Origin of the sequence: Rufibacter psychrotolerans (assembly GCF_016924645.1) — a bacterium.
Classification (GTDB): domain Bacteria; phylum Bacteroidota; class Bacteroidia; order Cytophagales; family Hymenobacteraceae; genus Nibribacter; species Nibribacter psychrotolerans.
On sequence record NZ_JAFFJV010000026.1, the window covers coordinates 17,878 to 39,842 of the forward strand.

Annotated in this window: 23 protein-coding genes; 11 read left to right on the forward strand and 12 right to left on the reverse strand. The window is 54.2% G+C overall.

The window, feature by feature from the left end; translation table 11 throughout:
- Window positions 1–5: 5 nt before the first annotated feature.
- From JT718_RS19780 to JT718_RS19790, 3 genes are all read right to left on the reverse strand, one after another.
- Window positions 6–665: a metal-dependent transcriptional regulator gene (locus JT718_RS19780; protein ID WP_205504533.1), complete on the reverse strand. Its 660-nt coding sequence runs from the start codon at window positions 663–665 to the stop codon at window positions 6–8.
- A gap of 6 nt (window positions 666–671) precedes the next feature.
- The gene (locus JT718_RS19785) at window positions 672–1,682 is read right to left on the reverse strand and encodes a 3-oxoacyl-ACP synthase III family protein (RefSeq protein ID WP_205504534.1); all 1,011 of its coding nucleotides are present in this window, start codon (window positions 1,680–1,682) and stop codon (window positions 672–674) included.
- A gap of 65 nt (window positions 1,683–1,747) precedes the next feature.
- Complete coding sequence (locus tag JT718_RS19790) at window positions 1,748–2,893, reverse strand: glycosyltransferase family protein (RefSeq protein ID WP_205504535.1); 1,146 nt, start codon at window positions 2,891–2,893, stop codon at window positions 1,748–1,750.
- Window positions 2,894–2,940: 47 nt separating this feature from the next.
- On the opposite strand from JT718_RS19790, the gene JT718_RS19795 reads away from it, so the two are divergent.
- On the forward strand, window positions 2,941–3,759 hold the full coding sequence (locus tag JT718_RS19795; RefSeq protein ID WP_205504536.1) for a 2,3,4,5-tetrahydropyridine-2,6-dicarboxylate N-succinyltransferase: 819 nt from the start codon (window positions 2,941–2,943) through the stop codon (window positions 3,757–3,759).
- Between the two features lie 96 nt (window positions 3,760–3,855).
- On the opposite strand, the gene JT718_RS19800 is transcribed toward JT718_RS19795, so the two are convergent.
- Complete coding sequence (locus JT718_RS19800) at window positions 3,856–4,755, reverse strand: 3-hydroxyacyl-CoA dehydrogenase family protein (protein ID WP_205504537.1); 900 nt, start codon at window positions 4,753–4,755, stop codon at window positions 3,856–3,858.
- Window positions 4,756–4,991: 236 nt separating this feature from the next.
- On the opposite strand from JT718_RS19800, the gene JT718_RS19805 reads away from it, so the two are divergent.
- Both JT718_RS19805 and JT718_RS19810 read left to right on the forward strand, forming a co-directional pair.
- Window positions 4,992–5,144 carry a lmo0937 family membrane protein gene (locus JT718_RS19805; RefSeq protein WP_205504538.1) on the forward strand — a complete coding sequence of 51 codons (153 nt, stop codon included), beginning with the start codon at window positions 4,992–4,994 and terminating at the stop codon, window positions 5,142–5,144.
- 50 nt (window positions 5,145–5,194) lie between these two features.
- Window positions 5,195–5,344: a lmo0937 family membrane protein gene (locus JT718_RS19810; RefSeq protein ID WP_205504539.1), complete on the forward strand. Its 150-nt coding sequence runs from the start codon at window positions 5,195–5,197 to the stop codon at window positions 5,342–5,344.
- Window positions 5,345–5,449: 105 nt separating this feature from the next.
- On the opposite strand, the gene JT718_RS19815 is transcribed toward JT718_RS19810, so the two are convergent.
- On the reverse strand, window positions 5,450–7,078 hold the full coding sequence (locus JT718_RS19815) for an ABC-F family ATP-binding cassette domain-containing protein (protein ID WP_205504540.1): 1,629 nt from the start codon (window positions 7,076–7,078) through the stop codon (window positions 5,450–5,452).
- 315 nt (window positions 7,079–7,393) lie between these two features.
- Here JT718_RS19815 and JT718_RS19820 point away from each other — a divergent pair, with 315 nt between their 5' ends.
- A complete protein-coding gene (locus JT718_RS19820) occupies window positions 7,394–7,861 on the forward strand; it encodes a DUF4199 domain-containing protein (protein WP_205504541.1) in 468 nt (155 codons plus the stop codon).
- Window positions 7,862–8,283: 422 nt separating this feature from the next.
- The gene (locus JT718_RS19825; RefSeq protein ID WP_205504542.1) at window positions 8,284–9,021 is read left to right on the forward strand and encodes a DUF4890 domain-containing protein; all 738 of its coding nucleotides are present in this window, start codon (window positions 8,284–8,286) and stop codon (window positions 9,019–9,021) included.
- Between the two features lie 70 nt (window positions 9,022–9,091).
- On the opposite strand, the gene JT718_RS19830 is transcribed toward JT718_RS19825, so the two are convergent.
- Window positions 9,092–9,490 (reverse strand): hypothetical protein, encoded by a 399-nt coding sequence (locus JT718_RS19830; protein ID WP_205504543.1) that lies wholly within the window; start codon window positions 9,488–9,490, stop codon window positions 9,092–9,094.
- A gap of 153 nt (window positions 9,491–9,643) precedes the next feature.
- Between JT718_RS19830 and JT718_RS19835 the strand changes: the two genes are divergently transcribed.
- Window positions 9,644–10,441, forward strand: coding sequence for a murein L,D-transpeptidase catalytic domain family protein (locus tag JT718_RS19835; RefSeq protein WP_205504544.1), 798 nt, complete (start codon window positions 9,644–9,646; stop codon window positions 10,439–10,441).
- A 78-nt stretch (window positions 10,442–10,519) separates the two neighbouring features.
- Here JT718_RS19835 and JT718_RS19840 read toward each other — a convergent pair whose 3' ends face one another.
- On the reverse strand, window positions 10,520–10,726 hold the full coding sequence (locus JT718_RS19840; protein ID WP_205504545.1) for a hypothetical protein: 207 nt from the start codon (window positions 10,724–10,726) through the stop codon (window positions 10,520–10,522).
- A gap of 414 nt (window positions 10,727–11,140) precedes the next feature.
- On the opposite strand from JT718_RS19840, the gene JT718_RS19845 reads away from it, so the two are divergent.
- Entirely contained in the window at window positions 11,141–12,022 is an 882-nt protein-coding gene (locus JT718_RS19845; RefSeq protein ID WP_205504546.1) for a diacylglycerol/lipid kinase family protein, read from the forward strand.
- Here the strand turns inward: JT718_RS19845 and JT718_RS19850 are convergent.
- Entirely contained in the window at window positions 11,976–13,229 is a 1,254-nt protein-coding gene (locus tag JT718_RS19850) for a metallophosphoesterase (protein WP_205504547.1), read from the reverse strand. The two genes, JT718_RS19845 and JT718_RS19850, sit on opposite strands and share 47 nt — an antisense overlap.
- Window positions 13,230–13,274: 45 nt before the next feature.
- A complete protein-coding gene (locus JT718_RS19855; RefSeq protein ID WP_205504548.1) occupies window positions 13,275–13,910 on the reverse strand; it encodes an LON peptidase substrate-binding domain-containing protein in 636 nt (211 codons plus the stop codon).
- A gap of 120 nt (window positions 13,911–14,030) precedes the next feature.
- Between JT718_RS19855 and mtgA the strand changes: the two genes are divergently transcribed.
- The gene (gene mtgA, locus JT718_RS19860; RefSeq protein ID WP_205504549.1) at window positions 14,031–14,765 is read left to right on the forward strand and encodes a monofunctional biosynthetic peptidoglycan transglycosylase; all 735 of its coding nucleotides are present in this window, start codon (window positions 14,031–14,033) and stop codon (window positions 14,763–14,765) included.
- A gap of 222 nt (window positions 14,766–14,987) precedes the next feature.
- Window positions 14,988–15,464: a hypothetical protein gene (locus tag JT718_RS19865; RefSeq protein WP_205504550.1), complete on the forward strand. Its 477-nt coding sequence runs from the start codon at window positions 14,988–14,990 to the stop codon at window positions 15,462–15,464.
- A 355-nt stretch (window positions 15,465–15,819) separates the two neighbouring features.
- Here the strand turns inward: JT718_RS19865 and JT718_RS19870 are convergent, their stop codons facing one another.
- Window positions 15,820–17,019: an App1 family protein phosphatidate phosphatase gene (locus JT718_RS19870; protein WP_205504551.1), complete on the reverse strand. Its 1,200-nt coding sequence runs from the start codon at window positions 17,017–17,019 to the stop codon at window positions 15,820–15,822.
- A 68-nt stretch (window positions 17,020–17,087) separates the two neighbouring features.
- Window positions 17,088–17,954, reverse strand: coding sequence for a M48 family metalloprotease (locus JT718_RS19875; RefSeq protein WP_205504552.1), 867 nt, complete (start codon window positions 17,952–17,954; stop codon window positions 17,088–17,090).
- Between the two features lie 199 nt (window positions 17,955–18,153).
- Between JT718_RS19875 and JT718_RS19880 the strand changes: the two genes are divergently transcribed.
- Window positions 18,154–19,221, forward strand: a complete 1,068-nt coding sequence (locus tag JT718_RS19880) for a DNA topoisomerase IB (protein ID WP_205504553.1) — start codon at window positions 18,154–18,156, stop codon at window positions 19,219–19,221.
- 77 nt (window positions 19,222–19,298) lie between these two features.
- A complete protein-coding gene (locus tag JT718_RS19885; protein ID WP_205504554.1) occupies window positions 19,299–19,796 on the forward strand; it encodes a GNAT family N-acetyltransferase in 498 nt (165 codons plus the stop codon).
- Window positions 19,797–20,251: 455 nt separating this feature from the next.
- Here the strand turns inward: JT718_RS19885 and JT718_RS19890 are convergent, their stop codons facing one another.
- A complete protein-coding gene (locus tag JT718_RS19890; RefSeq protein ID WP_205504555.1) occupies window positions 20,252–21,844 on the reverse strand; it encodes a hypothetical protein in 1,593 nt (530 codons plus the stop codon).
- Window positions 21,845–21,965 lie beyond the last annotated feature (121 nt).

A 21,965-nucleotide genomic window follows, 5' to 3' on the forward strand; every position in this document is an offset into this window, starting at 1 on the left:
GCACCTCAGGGGTTAATGACAAAGATCTTATCTAACACGTCTGAAGACAAGATCACCGACTTGGTCTTATCTATGCTAATCTCCAGGGAGTTGTCATAGGGTATTTTATCTACTACTTGCAGTTGGGAGCCAATCTGAATGCCCATTTTGTTGAGGTACTGCAGAAAGGCCGGCTGCGAGTCTTTCACCCGGCACACCACGCCCTTTTGCTCCACGGCCAGTGAAGACAGCACACGCTGCTCTTCCTGGCGCAGCTCCCCGGCCTCGGTGGGGATGGGATCGCCGTGCGGGTCCACGCGGGGGTGGCCCAGAAACTCGTCCAGGCGCTGGATCAGCAGCTCAGACTTCACGTGCTCCATCTGCTCGGCCACCTCGTGCACCTCGTCCCAGGTGAAGTGGAGTTTCTGCACCAGGAACACCTCCCAGAGGCGGTGCTTCCGGATGATCTTGAGGGCTACCCGCCGACCTTCCTCGGTCAGCTGTACGCCGTGGTACTTCACGTAGTGCACCAGGTCTTTGGCGCTGAGTTTCCGCAGCATGTCACTGACCGAGGCAGGCTTGGTTTCCAACGATTCAGACAGGCCCGTGGTACTTACCGCCTTGGCGCCGCCGCCAGACAGCTTGTAAATGGCTTTGATGTAGTTTTCTTCGGCGGTACTGTGCATGTTGTCTTACCAGCGTATCAAGGCAGAAGCCCAGGTGAAACCACTTCCGAAGGCCGCCAGGCAGACCAGGCCGCCTTCCTTGATGCGGCCTTCCTCAAACGCTTCAGACAAGGCAATAGGAACCGAGGCGGCGGTGGTGTTCCCGTATTTCTGGATGTTGCTGAAGATCTTATGCTCCGGTAGCTTCATTTTCTGCTGGATGAACTGCGTGATGCGCAGGTTGGCCTGGTGCGGCACCACCAGGTCCAGGTCCTCGGCGGTGACGTTGTTCTGGGTCAGGGCCTCGTTGATCACCTCGGGGAAGCGGGTCACGGCGTGCTTGAACACGGTGCTGCCGTTCATGACCGGGAAAATGGTTCCCTCGTCAATCATCTGGTGGGTGATGCGGTCTGGCTCGTTGCTGGAAGGGGCAATGGCCATCAGTTCCTCGGCAAACTCGCCCTGGGCGTGCAGGTGCGTGGAAAGGATGCCCCGGTCCAGGCTCTCAGAGGGCACCAACACCGCGGCCCCGGCGCCGTCGCCAAAAATCACCGACACCGCCCGGCCTCGGTCAGAGAAATCCAGGCCCGAGGAATGGATCTCAGAGCCCACCACCAGCACGTTGTTGTACATGCCGGTCTTAATGAACTGGTCGGCCAGGGAAAGGGAATAGATAAAACCAGAGCACTGGTTGCGCACGTCAAACGCGGGAATCTCAGAAATGCCCAGCTCGCGCTGCAGCAACACCCCAGAACCCGGGAAGAAGTAATCGGGGCTCAGCGTGGCGAACACAATCATGTCCAGATCTTTGGGCTCCAGGCCGGCTTGCGCCAGGGCTTTGCGAGCCGCGTTGGCCGCCATGTTGGCAGTGGTGTCTTTGCCCGGCTCAAAGTAGTGGCGCTCATTGATACCGGTACGCTCCACAATCCAGGCGTCTGAGGTATCCATCAGCTTCTCCAGGTCTGTGTTCTTTACCACCTTTTCAGGTACATAGTGGCCCAGGCCAGCAATGCGCGAGTTTCTCAGTTGTTTCGTCATAGTAGGTCAAATATACGTAGATTGAAATAAAAGTTTAGGTTTGCCTAAATATAATTTAGGCTGATTTAAAGATTGAGCAGGGCTCTGGCCACCGACCGCACCTGGTCGGCCTCCTCGCGCCAGAACACCTGGGGCGGAATGCCTTGTTGGTAGTACGGTTGCCCGAGCAGAACTTCCACCTTTTCTGCCGTTAATCCTTCTGCAAAAGACAGGGTCACGCCGGCGTTGGTCTCCTCCAGGATGGCCTGCCAGAGCGGATTCTCCTCCGTGATTATCACCAGGCCGTTGCCCAGGTACTCATACAGCTTGGTAGGAATGCAGGAGAACGTACTGGGGTGGGGCCGGTAGGGCAGCAAGCCTATGTGGTGCAATTGCTCCTGCGCCACTATTTCTTGGTGGGGCACCAGCCGGTCGCCGCCCATCAGCTGCACGAACGGCAAGGGGGCAATGAGGCGGCGTAGCTCTTCCAGAAAAGCGGTCTCGGCGGAGTAGCCGATGATGGTCAGCTCAGCCTGGGGCACCCATTGCCGGAGTTGCCGGGTGAACGCCACCGCCTCCCGCACGCCGTACAGCCGCGAAATGGTGCCCGAGTACAGCAGGCGCAGGGGCAGGTGCTCCGCTAGTTTTACGGGTGTTTTCCTGAAAGTAGCGTCTAATGTGGGAACGGGTAAGTACTTGTTCTCTAGAATGGTATAGCGATGGCTCAGAAAGGGGAGTTCCTGCGCGTAGGAGCGCTCCGCCAGGAAGAAATGGCTGATCCTGGGTGCCAAGGCCTTTTCCATGCCTCTCACCAGTTGGCCCAGGAGCTTTCCCCAGAATCCGCCGTACACCTCTTGGGTGGTGAGGTTGAGGAAATAGTTTTCCTGCACGTCATACACCAGCTTGCAGGTGTTGGCGCGGCAGTACCACCAGCTGAGCGGCAGCAGCTCGTGGGTGCCTACTATGAGCAGATGGGGCTTTACCCGCTGCAGGAGCTTCCAGTAGGTGCGCTGGGCTTTGAGGCGGCCCCAGGACAAGCGCTTGAAATGGAACACCGGGTGGAAGTGGAGGTTGCTGCTGCCGGCCGCGCTGCCGGGAAGCGGAGCCCGGAAGCCGGCTACGTGCACCTCCGCTTGCGGCATTTGGGCCAGGGCTAACCCAATCTTTTCAAAGAGGCGAGTATCAGAAACCGGCTTCAGCAGGGAGGCCAGCAGAATTCGTTTTCGAATCATCGCCACAATTTAATAATTTTGACTTCTTATTCTTTTACAAAGACAACATGAACGATTTACGAGAAACCATAGAGAGTGCCTGGCAAGACCGGTCTCTGCTGGGCCAGAAGAGCACGCAGGAGGCGATCAGGTGTGTGATTCAGATGCTGGACAGAGGCGAACTGCGCGTGGCCGAACCCACTGCTGAGGTAAAGTGGCAGGTGAACGAGTGGGTGAAAAAAGCCGTGCTCATGTATTTCCCCATCCAGCAGATGGAGACCATTGAGGCCGGCCCGTTTGAGTTCCACGACAAGATTCCGCTGAAAAGCGGTTTTGCCGACCTGGGCGTTCGCGTGGTTCCTCATGCCCTGGCCCGCCACGGCGCGTACCTGGCCAAAGGAGTGATCCTGATGCCGTCTTACACCAACATTGGCGCGTACGTAGACGAGGGAACCATGGTAGACACCTGGGCTACCGTGGGTTCTTGCGCGCAGGTGGGCAAACACGTGCACCTGAGCGGTGGCGTGGGTCTGGGCGGTGTGCTGGAGCCCGTGCAGGCGGCCCCGGTGATCATTGAGGACGGTGCCTTTATTGGCTCGCGCAGCATTCTGGTAGAGGGCTGCCATATTGGCAAGGAAGCCGTGATTGGCGCCAACGTCTGCATCACCGGCTCTTCCAAGATCATTGACGTAACCGGCGCTGAGCCGAAGGAATACAAAGGCTACGTTCCGCCGCGCTCAGTGGTGATTCCGGGTTCTTACACCAAAGAATTCCCGGCCGGCTCTTTCCAGGTGCCCTGCGCCCTGATCATTGGCCAGCGCAAAGAAAGCACCGACCTGAAGACGTCCTTGAACGATGCCCTGCGGGAAAACGCGGTAGCCGTTTAAGGCCGGTTTTTACAGAATCTGCCCTGAAACAGGAAAGGCCGGCAACTTGCCGGCCTTTCCTGTTTCAGGGCTATTTATCTAGAATCAGCTTCAAACCTAAAGTGCTTGGCGCTTTTTAAAGGTATCGGCTACTACCAGGTCTTTGGTGCCGTGGTTGTAGCTGTAGAAGCCCTGACCCGATTTCACGCCTTTGTGGCCCGCCTGTACCATGTTCACCAGCAAGGGGCACGGCGCGTACTTTGGATTGCCGAAACCATCGTGCAGCACCCGCAGGATGGAGAGGCACACGTCCAGACCAATAAAGTCGGCGAGTTGCAGGGGACCCATGGGATGCGCCATGCCCAGCTTCATGATGGTGTCAATTTCCTCCACGCCGGCCACGCCTTCAAACAAGGAGAAAATGGCCTCGTTGATCATGGGCATCAGGATGCGGTTGGCCACGAAGCCGGGGTAATCGTTCGCCTCGGCGGGAATTTTGCCTAATTGCCGGGAAAGGTCCAGGATCTGGGTGGTCACCTCGTCGCTGGTGGAATAGCCCCTGATCACCTCCACCAGTTTCATCACGGGCACCGGATTCATGAAGTGCATGCCAATCACCTTGTCGGGGCGCTGGGTCACCGAGGCGATCTTGGTGATGGAGATGGAGGAGGTGTTGCTGGCCAGGATGCACCCGGGCTTGGTAGAGGCGTCCAGTTGCCGGAACAGGTCTAGCTTGATGTCCACGTTCTCCGTAGCCGCCTCTACCACCAGGTCTGCTTCGCGCACACCTTGCTGCAGGTTGGTGTGCGTAGAGATGCGCTGCAGGGTTTCCTGCTTTTGCTCCTCGGTTACGGTGCCTTTGGCCACCATGCGGTCCAGGTTCTTGGCAATGGTGCCCAGCGCCCGGGTGAGCGAGTCCTGCGAAATATCAATCAACGAAACAGAGAAACCATTCTGCGCAAAGACGTGGGCAATGCCGTTGCCCATGGTGCCAGATCCAATTACGGCTATGTTCATAGAATAAGCGTTAGTTAGTAAGACCAGGGCGCAAAGCTATCATATTTTGGCAGGTGCGCAAGGCCCTTTAACGGGCTGCGCAAACGAAAGCGCCACTAAACGAACTACTTGCTATATTTTGTATGCCTATATAAATCTTTTAAAATATTCTTGCGTAAAAGCAGAAAAATCACTAACAGGGCTACCTGGGTGGTTCTAAACAAATGAACAAAACCTAACCAAACACAACTAAAACTATGGGAAATCTATTGTATATCATCGCGGTAGTGCTGGTAATCATCTGGCTGATCGGGTTCCTGGGCTTCGGTGACCAAGTAGGGGGCATTATCCACGTCTTGCTGGTTATTGCCATCATCGCCGTGTTGCTGCGCCTGATCAGGAGGGCATAAGCCAGCCGGTAGCAACTCAACGCATCTACTGATAGACAAGTGAACAAAATATGGGAAACTTACTGTACATCATTGCGGTGGTGCTTGTGATTTTGTGGCTCATCGGGTTCTTAGGATTCGGGGATACCGTGGGTGGCGTCATCCACGTCTTGCTGGTCATCGCCATCATCGCCGTGTTGCTAAGATTGATCCGGGGATGATCTCCCGGCAAAACTGAATTGTTGAAAAACAGAAAGGGCGCCCCGCAGGGCGCCCTTTCTGTTTTAGGGGTGTTTCTTGAAAAACCGCGGTAAAACGGCCGCCGGTTACACCAGGGTGCTTACGCCGTACATCTGGGCCCTGAGCGCTTTGATGTCCTCGTTGGTGAGGTATTCATCATAGCTCATGCGCTTGTCAATGATGCCTTTGGGTGTAAGTTCAATGATGCGGTTGGCGATGGTGTCTACGAACTGCAAGTCATGCGAGCTGAACAGGAGGGAGCCCTGGTATTCTTTGAGGCCGTTGTTGAGGGCCGTGATGGATTCCAGGTCCAGGTGGTTTGTGGGCTCATCCAGCACCAGCATGTTGCCGCTCTGCAGCATCATGCGCGACAGCATGCAGCGCACTTTCTCCCCTCCAGACAACACACTGGCTTTCTTCAGCGACTCTTCACCGGAGAACAGCATGCGGCCCAGGAAACCCCGGATAAAGCTCTCGTCTTTCTCCACCGAGAACTGGCGCAGCCAGTCTACCAGGTTCAGGTCAGTTTGGAAGAACTCGTTGTTGTCCTTAGGGAAATACGCCGTGCTGATGGTGGTGCCCCACTTGTATTCTCCTTTCTCGGGGGCTTGCTCGCCCATGATGATCTTGAAGAAGGTGGTGGCCGCCAGGTCATTGCGACTGATCACGGCAATTTTGTCTTTCTTGTCAACGGTGAAGGTGACATCCTTGAACAGGAGGCCGTCTTCGCTGCGGGCGGTGAGCTCGTCTACCTGCAGCAGCTGGTTACCGGCTTCTCGCTCTTGTTTGAACTGAATGTACGGGTAGCGGCGGCTAGAGGGCTTGATGTCTTCCAGGGTAAGTTTCTCCAGCAATTTAGCCCGCGAGGTAGCCTGCTTTGATTTAGAGGCGTTTGCGCTGAAACGGGCAATAAACGACTGCAGCTCCTTGCGCTTGTCCTCGGTTTTCTTGTTGGCGTCGGTGCGCTGTTTCAGGGCCAGTTGGCTGGACTCGTACCAGAACGAGTAGTTACCGGCGTACAGCTGAATCTTGCCAAAGTCAATGTCGGCGATGTGCGTACACACGGCATCCAGGAAGTGGCGGTCGTGGCTTACCACAATCACGGTATTCTGGAAGTTGTCCAGGAAGTTCTCCAGCCACATGATGGATTCGGCGTCCAGGTGGTTGGTAGGCTCATCCAGCAACAGAATGTCTGGGTTGCCAAACAGGGCCTGCGCCAACAGGACCCGGATTTTCTCGTTACCGCCCAGGTCTTTCATGAGGGTGTAGTGCAGGTCCGGCTGAATGCCCAGACCGCTCAGGAGCTCGCCCGCCTCGTACTCGGCGTTCCAGCCTTCCATGTCGGCAAACTCGGCCTCCAGTTCAGAGGCGCGCATGCCGTCTTCCTCGGTGAAGTCTTCCTTGGCGTAGATGGCGTCTTTCTCGTTCATGATGTCCCACAGGCGCTTGTGGCCCATAATCACCGTCTGGAGCACCGGAAACTCATCATACTCATAGTGGTTCTGCTTGAGGACCGCCAGACGCATTTTGGCCGGAATGTCCACCGTGCCGGTGTTGGGGTCAATCTCACCGGACAATATCTTCAGGAAAGTTGACTTGCCCGCCCCGTTGGCGCCAATAAGGCCGTAACAGTTGCCGGGGGAAAACTTAATGGTAACGTCTTCAAAAAGGGTGCGTTTGCCGTAGCCAAGGCTAACGTTGCTGGTACTGATCATGCTGCTCTGATATATATAGTATAGAGTTTCTAAGGGCGAAGTTACCAAAAGAACTGAAAAGCCCCGTATTGCGGCTGTTTTTCAGGTTTCCGGGCTGGTATACTCACTATACAGACAATCAAAGGGTTAAACTAGTTCAGCAAAACAAGCCAGGCCCGGGAGTATTCAGGCCAAGGCCGGAAGGGTAAAAAAAGTGGGAATAGGACAACACCTCCCGCCCGAATCAAGTATATAATAATCAATATCTACAATGCGAAAAACGGGATTGCAGGAGCAGTCTTCTGGAAATTAATCTAAAACGAAACCAAACAAAACATGGAACAACGCAGGATAACGGTACAGAAAACAGGTACCTACATTGGGTTGATGACGGGTATTGCAGCAATAGCGTATCACCTTTTACTTATATTAACGGGGCTCTCAGATGTGACCTCGCTCCACTTTTTAACCGGTGTTATCTTGGTGGTGGGGGTTTGTTTAGCCATAAAACGCCATAAAGCCCTTAAAAACGGCTACATCAATTACCTGGAAGGGATTGGGGTCGGCTTTATGGTGGGTCTGGTATCGGCGGTGGTGTATACCATTGCCCAGGTGCTGGGAGACTACCTCTTTAACATGGCTTACTCTTACCCGTACGCCGTTGATGAGTCTTACGGCGATGAGCCGGCCATCTGGATAGTAGCCACCACCTGGATCATCTTCGGGGTAGTGCTGGGGCCCTTTATCGCGTACCTGGCCATGCAGTACTTCAAGCGCCCAGACCACAAAATGACCACCGACTGAGAAGTGCCCTTCCCTTAACAATGCTAAGACCCGGCTACCTATAGCCGGGTCTTTTTTTGCGCCAAAAGGGAGAGGGTAGGAGAAGCGTAAATAGCACTATGGTAGTGTTGAAAGGGTATTTACAAGCCGAATTATAAGAAGGTTGATATATATTAAAAACAATTTCTTTTTGCCTGCTTGGTAGGGCAGCGGCAACAAACCGGGCGATTCGCCTTGTTTAAAGGTATATAATATTAATAATGTTCTATGTTTTAATAAAAGAACCAGAGTTTCTTGAAATGTGAATTCAATTTAGGAGTATTACTTGAGTGCAATAATAAAATATTAAATTTCCTATAACCATGGTTTTGTCGCCTTCGTTAAAGGACATATAAAACAAACTGAAACAGAAATATCACTCTACCTAAAGCGTCAAAACCATTATGAAAAAATTTTTCCTCTCTGCATTATTTGTTGGAGCTGTGTTCACAGCCCAGGCTCAGACTAATTTGGCCGGAACGGCTGCCACCACCCGTGCGGTGTTGTCTATGAGCGCTCAGGAAATGAGCCGCCAAATGTACAATGAGCTGGAACTAAACGAGGGGCAGTACATCAAAATCAAAGCCCTGAACCAAGCCAGGTTTGACCGGTTCAGCGAGATTGAAAGAATGTACGCCAATGATGCGCAGATGCGTGATGCCAAGATCAAAGAAGTGAACGCGCAGCTAGACCAGGAATTTGCCCAGATCTTAAACCCTGAGCAGTTTACCGCTTACCTGGAAATGGATGGCCGCGCCCAGGAAGCCACTGCCCCCGGCAATGGCATGAACACAACCGGCACCGATTCCTCCATGGGGAGCACCACCACTACCACTGATGCCACCAGCACCAACCAGGCCGCTGGTTCCGCCACTGACGCTGATGTCAAGATCAAAGACGACAAGGTGAAAGTGGAGAGCGGCGACACTAAAGTGAAGATGGAAGACAACAAGTTCAAAGCCGAGACTTCCAGCGGAGAAATGAAAGTTAAAAAAGACTCAGAGAAACTGAAGACTGAGTCTGTCAAATACAAGTCAACGCCTAACGAAACCAAAATCATCACGCCCCAGGGCAAGTCTAAAGTAGAAGATGACAAGGTGAAGATTAAAACGGAGACTACTAAAAAGAAAGTCAAGAACTAAGGTTTGACGCTTGCCCAGAAAGCCGTTCTCTGTAATGGAGAATGGCTTTCTTCTTTTTAGGGCAGGCTGATTACTCGGTTAAGATGGCCGCCTCTCGGATGTTGCCCAGCGCGTCCAGGCGCACCGTGAGGGCTTGCTTGGTGCCTGCCTGGGGTTGCGCCGGTGCACACTCGGGGCCTGGGGCAATGTAATAAATGTAGATTTTGTTGCTGCGCTGCAGCAGTTCCTCGGCATCGGGTTTGCCAAACAGTTTCCTGATATCCCGCTCATGTAAGCCCAACAGCTGCAGCCGTATGTCCTCTAACTGGGGAAGAAGGGTCTGGCGGGCTCCTTTGCAGCCTTGCAGGTCAGATTTCCAGGTCTGGGAGTCAAAGTTCAGCTCTGGACCGGAGGAGCAGGCCCCCGCGCCCACCAGCAATGTGAAACTTAGCAATGAAACCGCCCACTTCTTGAGAACTTTGTTACGCATTGGGTTAAAATGTAGGTACATGTAAATTTTTTTAAGCATCAATCCCCTGGTTTTAAGCATTTTTAGCTTAATTTGGGGGTAATCCTTCACCCTAAAGGAACAAAAGTAGAAAGGAATTGAGTTACTATACTGACACTAGTAAAGAAATAAGAAATGAATAGAAAATTTTTGTCTTTCTCCTTCATAGCATTATTGTCTTTCGGTTTCCCGGTTATGAACGCTACTTCCCAGGGGAATGATGAGCCTGTTTCCTCCTCCACTACCGAGGTGATTTCTAGTAGAGATTCTTTTGAGGACTACCTTGATAATCTGTATGACGAAGCAGACTTAAAGAAGGCAGGCTTGAGCTTTGATGTTTTCAGAAGAGCAGCAACAGGTTATTTCAACCTGAAAGAAAAGAATAGATTAAACAAGAACAAGAGCCTGCTCACCATCATTGATTTTGGCAAATCAAGCAAGGAGAAGCGGTTCTGGGTGGTAGACATGGACCAGAAGAAAGTGCTGTACCACTCCCTGGTTGCCCACGGCGAGGGCTCTGGCTTTGACAAGGCGGTGAAGTTCTCCAACACGGTCAACTCGCACATGAGCAGCCTTGGGTTTTACCTTACAGAGAACACCTACACTGGCAAGCACGGCTTGTCGTTGAAGCTGAGCGGGTTAGACCGGGGCTTCAACTCCAATGCCAAGAGCAGAGCGGTGGTGGTGCACGGCGCCGATTACGTGAGCGATGCCTTCATTAAGAAACACGGCAGATTGGGTCGCAGCCACGGCTGCCCGGCTCTGCCCAAGGAGATCAACTCTAAGGTGGTACAGCTCATCAAAGGCGGCACCCTGATGTACATTGATGCGCAGTCGCCGGCCTACACCTCGGTTTACCTGGATGCCGACAACGCCATCAAGAACTTTGAAGAGGAGATCCTGGCCAAGCAGGCAAAGCTGTTAAGCAAGTAATTTCACAGAAATACCCCATAAACGGAAGAAGCCGATCCCCACAGATCGGCTTCTTCCGTTTTTCTAAAGGGTCCACACTCAAGCGGTGTCTTTGGTGGCCTTCACCAGGCTAATGCCGGTGAACAAAAAGATAAGGCCCACCACAAAAGGCACTGCCGATGAAATCTGGCCTACCGATACATTCCCCACTGAGCCGCCACCGGCTAAGAAGGCGTAGGCTCCCCAAATGACGCCCACAATCCCTAGGGTTGTGAGGATGGCGCCGAAAGTTCTCTTCAGGTTCATTTCGTTTGTCTTAGGTTAGTGAAAAAGGCCAAGTGCCTTCTAGGGCTTCTTACGTATGTGCAATCAAAAATGATATAGTAAACGGGCTATATCAGGAAAGAACCTTGGGCGGTAACTCCGTAATTCACGCAACCATGTCCTCTCTGCCACGTTCTTCTATGAACGTTGCCGTGGCTTCGTTTTCATTCAGCCGCTGACCCGGTTGTACCGGGGCTTTGAAAATTGCAAAACCTGATGTTGAAGCTGCCGCTACCGGAGGCGGTTAGGGCAGGGGCCCTGAAAGAGAACGCAACTACCTTTTGCAAGGGCAGGGCGACCAGAAACTTATTGCCGGGCCGGCCACCTGTTTTAGACCTGAATTCATGAAAACAGGCCTAAAACAGATCTGGAAGACTGAAAAACAAAGAGTTGATCATGACCAAAGTTCTGTTTGTCATCAATCCTATCTCGGGCGACATTGAGAAGGGCAAGTTGGTAGAGCACATCAAATCGTTTTGCCAGCAGGAGGGCATTGCGCAGGAGGTGTTCAACACCACCGGCGAAAAAGACGAGGAAAAGCTCAAGGCGAAGATCGCTTCCTGCGAACCCCAGGTGGTGTGCGCCGTGGGCGGGGACGGAACCGTGAGTCTGGTGGCCAAGTCCATCATCAAGACCAATACCGCGCTGGCCATTATCCCGCTGGGTTCGGGGAACGGGCTTTCCAAAGACATCGGCATTCCGCAGGATTTTGAGGCGGCCCTGCACCTGCTCAAGGAACACAAGATCATGCCCATCGACACCCTGGACGTCAACGGTCTGCTCTCCATCCATCTCTGCGACATGGGCTTTAACGCCCTGGTGGTAAAACGCTTCTGCAACGGCGAAACCCGGGGACCCGGCGCGTACGCCTGGATTGCCATGCAGGAGTTCATGGGCTACGAACCCAAGCACTACACCATTATCACCAACGGAAAAACCATTTTTGACGGTAAGGCCTTCATGATCACCATCACCAATGCCAAAGCCTTCGGCAGCAATGCCACCATTAACCCTACGGGCGTGATCAACGACGGCAGCTTTGAGATCTGCATCCTGGAGCCTTTCCCCAAAGCCTCCAGCCTGGGCATTCTGTACCGCCTGTACACCGACACCATTGATGGCTCTGTGTACACGCACCGGTTCAGCTGCCGGGAGGCCACCATCATCAACCACGCCCAGGAGGTGGCCCAAATTGACGGCGAACCCGAAGACCTGGGACAGGAAGTGACCTTTACCGTGCAGCCCCGGAGCCTGCGGGTGGTGCTGCCGAAGGAGTAGGGGAGGCGAGCGGCTGCCCCTGGTAAATGCACTTCTGGAAAGCCACCAGCGGGGCCTCGCCCGAAGTAGTGGCCGGCTCAATAACGCGCAGCCAGATGGTGCCGTCTGCGTACTGGTCCAGCACCATGAAGCCCTTGCTCTCATGGGTGAACGAGGCCCGGCCGCCCTTGGCCACAAAGTTGGTCTTGCTCGCCGAGCCGCTCACGGCATAATGGTTGCCCTTTACCTCAAAGTACTGCAGGTTGTGGTCATGGCCCGCCACGTAGAAAATAGATTGGTACTGGTGCAAGATCCGCAGCATGCGCTTCCTGAACTTTCGGAACGGCGGGTACGACATGTCTTCATGGGCGCCAATGTATTTGCGGTACACCCGGTACATGGTGCCGGCCAAAGGAAGCGGAATGAGGGCCCTTTTGTTGATAAACGTAAGCGGAAAAAGGTGCTGCTTTACGGTAAAGTTGCCGCCGTGCAGGGCATTGCTGTACAATGGGTGGTGGCCCGCAATGACAATAAACCGGTGCTGGTTCTGCCGGATGAGGTTCTCCAGGGCCGGGAAGAAGTCTCTGGGAATCCGGTACGCTTCGCCGGGGGAGCTCTCCAGGGGTTTGTAGCCCAGTTGCACCCACCATTGCGAGTTGATGACAATGAGCAAGAGCTGCTCGTTGATCTCCCAGGTGACCGGGCCCAGGCAGCCGCCCCGGGGCAGGTAGGCTTGTTCGTCTTTCAGCTTCTCCACCACGTATTGTTCTTGCCTGAGCACGTATTGGTAGCCGTCGCTGCGGCCTTTGTTCCAGTCATGGTTGCCGCTCAGGTAAATGACTTTTCCGCCGTAATTCTTGAAGAGGCCCAACTGGTTCTCCAGCTTCTGTACCGCCTGCTCATACCGGTAGCTGTTCACGGGGGGCAGCCCGGTGGGGTAGATGTTGTCGCCTAAAAATACAATAGAGCTTTTGGGGCCGGCCTCCTGCAGCCAATGTTGGATGGCTTGCGCCACCAGGTCTTCCTCCAGACTGCCGTTATTCCCGAAATCGCCTACCAGGGCCATGGAATGCACCCTTTGCTCAGGGGCGGGGGGCTGCTGGGTGCGCCAGCCAATCTCCGCCAGGTTGTAAAATGGTTTTTTCCGGTATTTGCGCTCGCGCAGATACGCCCGCAGGAGCCAGGCACAAAAGGCAACAAATAGAAATAAGGCAATTTTATAGAGCATGTTCATGTAGGCGGGTTCCGCAGTCTTTCATACTCTGTAGCCCGGCTAAAAGTTAGGGGGAATAAGGTGCTTGAAATGGCCGTTGAGTTTTACGCGCTCCTTCAGGCGCTCGGTTTCCAGCACCACCGGTACAATGTGGGTCAGGTGGTCCAGAATCAGCTCCAGCCGTTCGCTTTCGCGCGCGCACTGTAACAGGGCATATTCCTGCTGGGTAGAGAGGCCCAGGTGGTGCGCCACGTCATACGCCTGAAAATCATCCCTGAGCTGCAGCATGAGCGACTGTATGCCCAGGGCGCTGTAGAGTTGGCGCAGCAATTCCACTATTTTAACCCGCTGCAGCGGGTCTTCGTCCTGAATGGTTTCAAGGTCCTCCACCTCGCCGCCCGAGTAAAGTCGGCCCGGTACCTGCCGGTGAAACTCCTTGATCTTGAAAATGCCCAGCCCTTTGGTTTTAATGTCCATCTCGCCGCTCAGGTACTTTTTCTCCAGGCTCAGGATCTTGATCTCGGTGCCGTACTCACCAATGCCGTTGTCCAGGTACACGGGGATGCCGAAGGTGGAGTCTTTGGCCTGGCACTCCAGAATAAGCTGCCGGTAGCGGGGCTCAAAGATGTGCAGGTTCAGTTTTTCCCCCGGAAACACCACAATATTCAACGGAAAGAGGGGCAAGAATCTGCTCATAGGGCCAAAGGGATGTAAGGGTGATTGCTACTAATTTAAGAAGCCTTTCTACCCTTTGCCACTAATTCTGTATTTTTGTCTTGGTACCTTAATCTTTGCGTTGGCAGGCTGAGCTGAGTTATGGCTAAAAAGCAGATTCCCGTTTCCTTTACCTGGGCCGATGCCCGGTGGCTTTTCCTCAAACTTTGCCTCACGCTGTTCCTGGTGACGGTACTCTGGGTGCTCACTTACCGGTGGATTGATCCGCCGGTGACCCTGCACATGATGCTGAAGCGGTCTGAGCCGTCGCCCAAGACGGAGAAGGTAAGCGAGATCCGGCACCAGTTTGTGGACCTGGAGGACATGTCTTTGCAGCTGCCCTTGGCGGTGATTGCCTCAGAAGACCAGCTGTTCCTCACGCACCACGGCTTTGACTTCAAGGCCATCAAGCAAGCCTTTCAGCGGAACCTGTCCAGCAAGAAAACAATGGGCGGCAGTACCATCAGCCAGCAGGTTGCCAAAAACGTGTTCCTGTGGCACGGGCGCAGCTACCTGCGCAAGGCGGTAGAAATGTACTTCACCTTCATGATTGAGCTGCTGTGGGGCAAGGAGCGCATCATGGAAGTATACCTGAACATAGCCGAGATGGGCGACCATGTGTTTGGGGTGCACGCGGCCAGCCAGTTGTATTTCAAGTGCTCGCCCAAGGAGGTGGGCCGGCAGCAGGCGGCCCTGCTGGCGGCGGTGTTGCCCAATCCTATCCGGTACTCGGCGGCGAAACCATCGGGCTACACCCTGCGGCGGCGGCGGAACATTGCCCGTAACATGGCCCGCCTGGGGGGCACAGACTACATTAAGATGTGGCTTTCCATGTAGTGGCAGCGGAGAAAAAGTAACGCTTAGCATCAGCCGCAAAGAGGAGGCGCTGGCAACACCAATTATGGCAGGGATGAGGCAGTGAAATCAGCCAGAGACAGGCAGTGCCCCCAGGCAGCTGATGGCGTTTGGCCAGCCCCCGAAAGAAAATATAGAGAAAGTTGCAGATAATTCTGTTATTTCACTTTCAGAGTTGTAGAAGTAAAAATAAGAGCACCCTTCGTGACGCACAAAGACCTTGTTGACATAGCTTATAAATGGGTTCTGAAAGAAGCGGGTTGCCCCATTGCCTTTCGGGATTTTGTGAGTGAGCACCAGCCAGACGAACAGTACCCCGATGTGATTGGGTTAGGTTCTTTCGGGAAGAGCGTAGCAGTGAAGGTAGACGTTTCCCGGCACTATTATCACCAGACCATTTCCAGGGAGATTTGGCAGAATCCGGACAAAAGCATGGGCCGTTTCAGGTTTCTGTGCGTTCCCACCGATCTTGTCAAAGCAGAGGAACTGCCCGCCAATTGGGGCCTGATTTACGTGGGCAAAGACGGCAAGGCCGCCTGCGTGCACAATCCCTACGGGAACGGTTTGCATGACTACTGGAAGAACGGATTTGAGGACTATAACCTGTACACGCTGGTAGACCGCCATGAAAAGCTCAACTCTGCCCGCAAGCGCTTCCTGTACAAAGCCATCATGTACTAACAACCTAAATCCGACGGAGTAGTAACGGACTCTATCTTGAGGCAAGGAGTTTTAGGGCTGTTTTACCAGAAAGTAGCTTAAAACGGCAACAGGAGTTAAAGGTAGTCTCTATGTGAAGCCAAGGCGTTTTAGCCCAGTTTTCTTCAAAACAGCCAGAAAACACGCATTTGCTGCTCATCCTGCAGGATTCTTCCCTTGGGTGTTGAATTGCTACTGAGTTAACGCCAAAGAGACGTTACCAGCTGTTCTAAGCTAGTGCGTATTTTACCTGCATTTTCGCCAAAGCCGGCCTAAAACAGGAGGGCGTTTAGAACCTAGCTACCAGTTTCCCGGCCAAGAACAGGGATTGTGTTGCTCAGCCCTCTACCTTACGGGTGTCTTTGCTGATGGGAGCGGGCCGCTGCTGGGTGGCCGTGCCCGGTGCATCGCTCTGATCAATCTGTTTTTGCTCCTCCACTTTGCCCACTTCCTCGTGGAAGATAAGGCCGGTATCGGCGGCGTGTTTGGCGGCGGTGGCGGTGTCTTTCACCAGCAGCATCTCCACGGTGCCCTTCAGCTCTTCTGAGATGGTGTTCACCACCAGGGCCCTTTCGGGTAAGGCCACATCCCTGATGTACACGCAGATGATACGGCCAGGAAACTGCTTAATGACCTCCCGGTAAATGGGAGCATCCTGCTGTCCGCTGTCACCAATGAGCACAAAGTTGAGGTGCGGGTAGGTGAGCAGAATGTTCTGGATTTCCTTGAACTTATGGCTCATGTGGTCGGCCCCGAAGAATTTGTTCTGCATCATGCCGAAGTCCCGGAGCAGGAGCGGGCCGGCCGGAATGTCGTTCAGGTCCAGGAAATCATGCAGTAGGTCGTACATGTTCCAGGGGCTGCTGCTCACGTAGAAGAATGGGTTGTTGCGCTTGCCGTTGCGCCCCAGCTGCAGCGACCGGTAAAAGGCCGATACCCCCGCAAACGGCAGCCGGGTACGCGCATTGTTCATGAACGTGTACTGCGACATCTTGATAAGATCAGTGGCGGCGGTGAGCACAATGGTGTCGTCAATGTCTGAGATGATGCCGTACTCCGCGTCGGGCGGCGGCACCAGCACGTGGGCCTTGGTCTTCACGCCGGGCTCAAAGGAGGAGATATCGGCGTGCACCAGTTCCACCTCCAGCTCGTGCCAGATATCGTCTAAAACCAATGGAGTCTTGGGCTCCAGGTTGATCACGAAATAGCCTTCCCGGTCGGTGTAGACCAGGTGCTCCTGTTCCTGGAACACAATCTTCACCTGGGCGTTGCGCACCTCGTCGCTCTCAAACCGGCGGTACATGTTCAGCAGGTTCTTGAGCAGCGTGTCATTGTCGGCGGCCGAGGTGATGCCTTTGTTGGCCAGGACCCGGCCTTTGAGGTACAGGCGGTTCACGGTGCCGTAGCTGCGGTACGCCACAATCTGCAAGGGCTTGTACAGGCCAAACCGGTTCCTGAACCGTTGCATAAACAGATCAAAAGAGTCATCTGCGTTCTCCAGAAAGGCGCCCAGGTTTTGTTTCCAGTTGGTACTCATGCCAGGTTACTGCTTGTGGGTTGTTCTCTCTGCATACGCAGAAATTCCCCAGTGGGTATAAATACGGCCTAAAGCCCCAGGTTGCGCTTGAACTCCTGGTAGCCGGTGTTGGAGGCCGAGGTGGTTTGGCAGCCCCGCTGTTGCGCGTGCGCCTGAATGTCATGAATGCGGTTCCCCGGCGCCGGGTGCGTGCTGAAGAACTCTGGGATGGTGCCGCTGTTCTGCAGGGTCTGCATTTTCTGGAAGAAGCCGGCGGCCCCGTCACAGGCGTAGTAGTTGGTGGCCCCCAGGTACAGCACGGAGTATTCATCGGCCTCGCGCTCGTAGTCGCGGCTGAACTTCAGGCCCAGGTACTGCCCGGCCGCGCCGCCAATGAGGCGCTCCAGCTGCCCGGCGCTTTCGCCCAGCACCAGGCGCGAAATAAACGAAATGCCGTACTGCTTCTGCAGCTGTTTCACCGAGTGACGCTGGTCTGCGTGGGCGATCTCGTGGCCCAGGACGCCGGCCAGCTGGTCTTCAGAGTCCAGGAACCGGATGAGGCCGGTGAACACGTAGATGTGGCCGCCCGGAGTGGCAAAGGCATTCTGGACGTTGGGGTCGTCAATGATCTTCACGTCCCAGGCAAACTCCTCGCGGTAGCTCACCTGGTCAGACTCCAGGATGCGGTTGACCACCTGGTCAAGGTGGGCGTAGGCGGCCCGGGTTCTGGGATTGGGCGAGTTGCGGTCCAGCAGCTGGCCCTTGGCCCGGTAGGTAGAGTCCATCTGCTGGGCCACCTGCTGGCCTAGTTGCAGGTCGTTCTCAATGGAAAAAAGGACGCGGTCCCCGTTCTTGTCGCTGGAGCAGCCCGCAAGCAGGCTTCCGCCTAAGAAGAGCAGGGGCAGGTACGCCCGTTTGCATCTGTTGGCAAGGGCGGGCAATAGGTTATTGCGCATACATCTAATTGGTTTCGTTTCCACTTCTACGTGAACTCCGGTAAAAGGACCAAAGTAGCCCTAAGCTTCTTTGCTGCGCCGCTTTACATAACAGGCGCCGGCCGTTTTGGGCCTGTTTCGGCCAAAAAGCCCCCAAAACAGCGCCACAACTTTTCTCCTCCAGATGGGTTAAAGGAGAAAAATCCTTACACCCACAGGCATGGAAGACCAGTTAAGCCCACATGCAATATACGCAGATGTTGCCGCCTCTGCCCAACAGGCCGGTCTGCGCTATTTCCCAGACACCAAACCTGGCATTACCCGGCAGAAGGAGGGCAAAGAGTTCACGTACTTCACCCCCAAGGGCGAACCCCTCTCCGATGAGAAAACCCTGGAGCGCATCAAGAAACTGGTAATTCCGCCGGCCTGGACCCAGGTCTGGATTTGCCCTTCGGCCAACGGGCACATACAGGCCACCGGCCGAGATGAGAAAGGCCGCAAGCAGTACGTGTACCATCCCCAGTGGAAAGAGGTCAGAAGCCTGAACAAGTTTGGCCGCATGCTGGCCTTCGGGAAAGCGCTGCCCGGCATCAGGAAGCAGGTGGAAAAAGACCTGCGCCTTCGCAAACTGGAAAAGCGCAAGATCCTGGCCATTGTGGTGGAGCTCCTGGACAATTCCTTCATCCGGATAGGGAACAAGGCCTACGCCAAGGAGAACAAATCATACGGGCTCACCACCCTGCGCGACCGGCACGTGAAAGTGGAGGGCGACCAGCTCCGGCTGGAGTTTGTGGGCAAGAAAGGGGTGAAGCACGAGATCAGCATCAAAGACCGGCGCCTGGCTCGTTTGGTGAAGCAGTGTCAAGACATACCCGGCTACGACCTCTTCCAGTACTATGACGAGGAAGGCAACCGTCAGCCCATTGAGTCGGGTGACGTGAACGAGTACCTGCGCAGCCTCAGCCCCGAGGAGTTCACCGCCAAGGATTTCAGGACCTGGGGCGGCACGGTGATGATGGTGGAGTGCCTGGAGCAGATACTGGACGAGAACCCGGCTATTGAAAAGGAGAAGTCGGTGAAGGAGGCGGCCAAGATGGTGGCCCATGAACTGGGCAACACGCCCACGGTGTGCAGCAAGTACTACATCCATCCGGAGATTGTGAACCTGTTCAAGCAAGACAAGCTCATTGACTACCTGCGCCAGCACGATGCCAAGAAGCGCAAAGAAAACCCGTACCTGTCCAGAACAGAGGAGTTTGTGGTGAAGATGTTAAAAGACCTGAAGTAAGGCGCTAGAAACCAATTTGTTGTTTATCTTTCTGTATCAAATGCTGCACCATCATGGTCATTGAAACAGAAAGATTGATGATACAGCCGCTCACGCCTGAGCAGTTAGAGCTGTACGCTGCCAACGACGGCTCCCTGGAAAAACAACTGGGAGTAACGTACACGCCCAAGGAGATTGGCCCCGACCTGGCCGATGCCCTGGAGAACTATTTCCTCCGGTTGGTAGCCCAACACCAGGACCGGTACTACTTTTACACCCTCTGGGCCATTATCTTAAAAGACCAGCAAGTCATTGCCGGGGACCTTTGTTTCAAGGGCGAGCCCGATGAAGGCGAAGTAGAAATTGGGTACGGCACCTACCCCGAGTTCCAGCAACTGGGCATTATGTCGGAGGCCGTGGGAGCCCTCATAGACTGGTGCAAGCAGCGGGAAGACATCACCACTTTACTAGCTGAAACCGAAACCGGCAACCAGGCCTCCGAGAAAGTCCTGGAGCGCAACCACTTCATCCGGGATTGCCAGGGCAGAGACAACACCTGGTGGAAACGGGAGGTCAAGGAGTTGGTGGTTGGCTGAAGATTTGAAGATGAGAAGATTTGGAGATGTGGGGATGGGGTGATTTGATGATTTAGGGATTAGAGGATGTAGCGATTGTTGAGTTGAGTGAATATAATAACTATGGCGCGGAAGTTACTTCCGTGCCTTGCTACTTTGTCAGGGAAGCTTCTTGTTTAGAAGAAAAAGGCACGGAAGTAACTTCCGCGCCATAGAGCCATAGAATGCCTTCTTATTTTATCAAAGCCTCAAGCTACTTACCACACTATTTCAAACAGCTTCATTTCTTCATCTAATCTTCTTAAAACCTATAAATTGCTCATCCTCACATCTCCAAATCTTCAAATCTCCTCATCCTCACATCTGCAAATCTTCACATCTCCAAATTTCCAAATCACCACATCCTCACATCCACAAACCTTCAAATCTCCAAATCACCTCATCTTCAAATTTTCAAATCTCCTCATCTCCCAACTTTACAATCCCTCGCGGTCAAAGGCGTGGACTTTCACGTGGCGGCTTTTCTTGAGTTTGGTTTCCTTTCCTTTCTCTACTTCCACGCCCTGCTTGGTGTCATAGACGCGGGTTTTCTTGGACCAGCCGCGGACCCTGGAATTGTCTTTCACGTCGTCTTCGCCGCGGCCACCGTAGATGTTCACTTTAATGCCTTTGCGGCCTTCGCCGGTTAAGATAAAGTCGTCTTTCCCGGCCAGGCCGTACAAGGTGATGGTGTTGGTGTCTTTCTTTTTGAAGGTGCGGTCATACACCAGCAAGGGTACGACCTGGTCCTCATCAGGGATCTGGGAGACCAGCACCCGGGTATCGCCGTTGGCTTGGCGCACCACCACAAATTTTTCCTTTTCATCGGTGCCGGCCACCAATACTTGCTTTGACAGCAAGCGGTACATCTGGTCGGCTAACTGGGGCAGTTGGGCCCGGCGGCTGGTAAGCTTCTGTAAGATGGTTTCTCCGGTTAAGGCATACACCTCTTTAGGCAAGGCTGAGACCGAGGCGGTCAGTACGCTGTCGGTTAGTTGGGCCTGCAGTTGGTAGGCCAGTTGCTGCCACTGCTCCTGGGTAACCTCGTTCAGGCATCGGGCGTCAATGAACCGGGCATTTTGCAGGTAACCTTTGGGCGAGTTGATGGTGGCATGAAACGTCTTCATCTTTTTCAGGGGCGCCCAGCTTCTGCTGAACAGCCAGGGCACCAGCCCATCGTCAAATCTGAAGAAAGCCTGGTCGCGGTCTTTGGGAACCGGCGAATAGGTAGTCACGTGACTGGTGTCATACACGGCCCATTGCCACTGGCCTTCGTGCCGGTCCCAGTCGCCAATGAGCACGTCAAACAGGCGGGCCTTGGCGAAGGATAACTGGTCGGGGAGGTGTGAGTGCTCAGAGAAGCGCTTCTGCAGAAACTTCTCAGAGTCTACCAGGTCCTTGGCCTCACCCAGGTAACTGGTGATGGCCGCTTTGCCCTCGTACTTTTCCTCCAGCAGAAAAACCTTGTCCCTGAAATCCTCCGAGTTCTTGCCCAAGCCTTTTTCGTTCCGGGGCACGTACACAAACCGGGGATGGCTGTGTGGAATACGGGCGCTACCAGCCAGGCGCGACACCACCGCCGCCCCATAAGGGTGGGCCGCCGAGGTCTGGTCGCGCAGCAGGTTGGCCAGAACTGTTTTCCGGAGCCCTTTGGGCAAGATGTCCCTGGGGTCTTTGTCTACCGAGCGCAGGGCGTACTGCTTGCCCGCTTCGTTCTCCAGGGTGAGGCTGGTGGTCTGGAAACCGCCGCCTATCTTTTCGGGCGACAGGCCGCCGTGCATGCGGTTTATGTCAAATACGGGCAGGGTAACCGGCTGGGCCCATACGTCTCGGTAGTGCTTGCCCCACACCAGGGTATGCAAAAAGCCCCGCTGGTAGTGCTTGCCCGCCACCACCCGGGCCGAGTCCCATTTAGCGTTGCGCTCCTCAGAGATGGGCCCCACCAACGCCGAGGACTGGAAAAAGTCTTTCTTCGCGCAGCCAAAGCCCAGGAACAGGATGGGTACAAGGTAGGTCAGTTGTTTCAGCATGTTCAAATATTAATATTTTGCCATACAGAAACAGAGCTACAAAGGTTATGCCGGGCTTGGCAGTGCATTCAGAATGAGCCGGTTGCAGTTGGTGCCTTGGGGCAGTCAGAACTTGATAGCT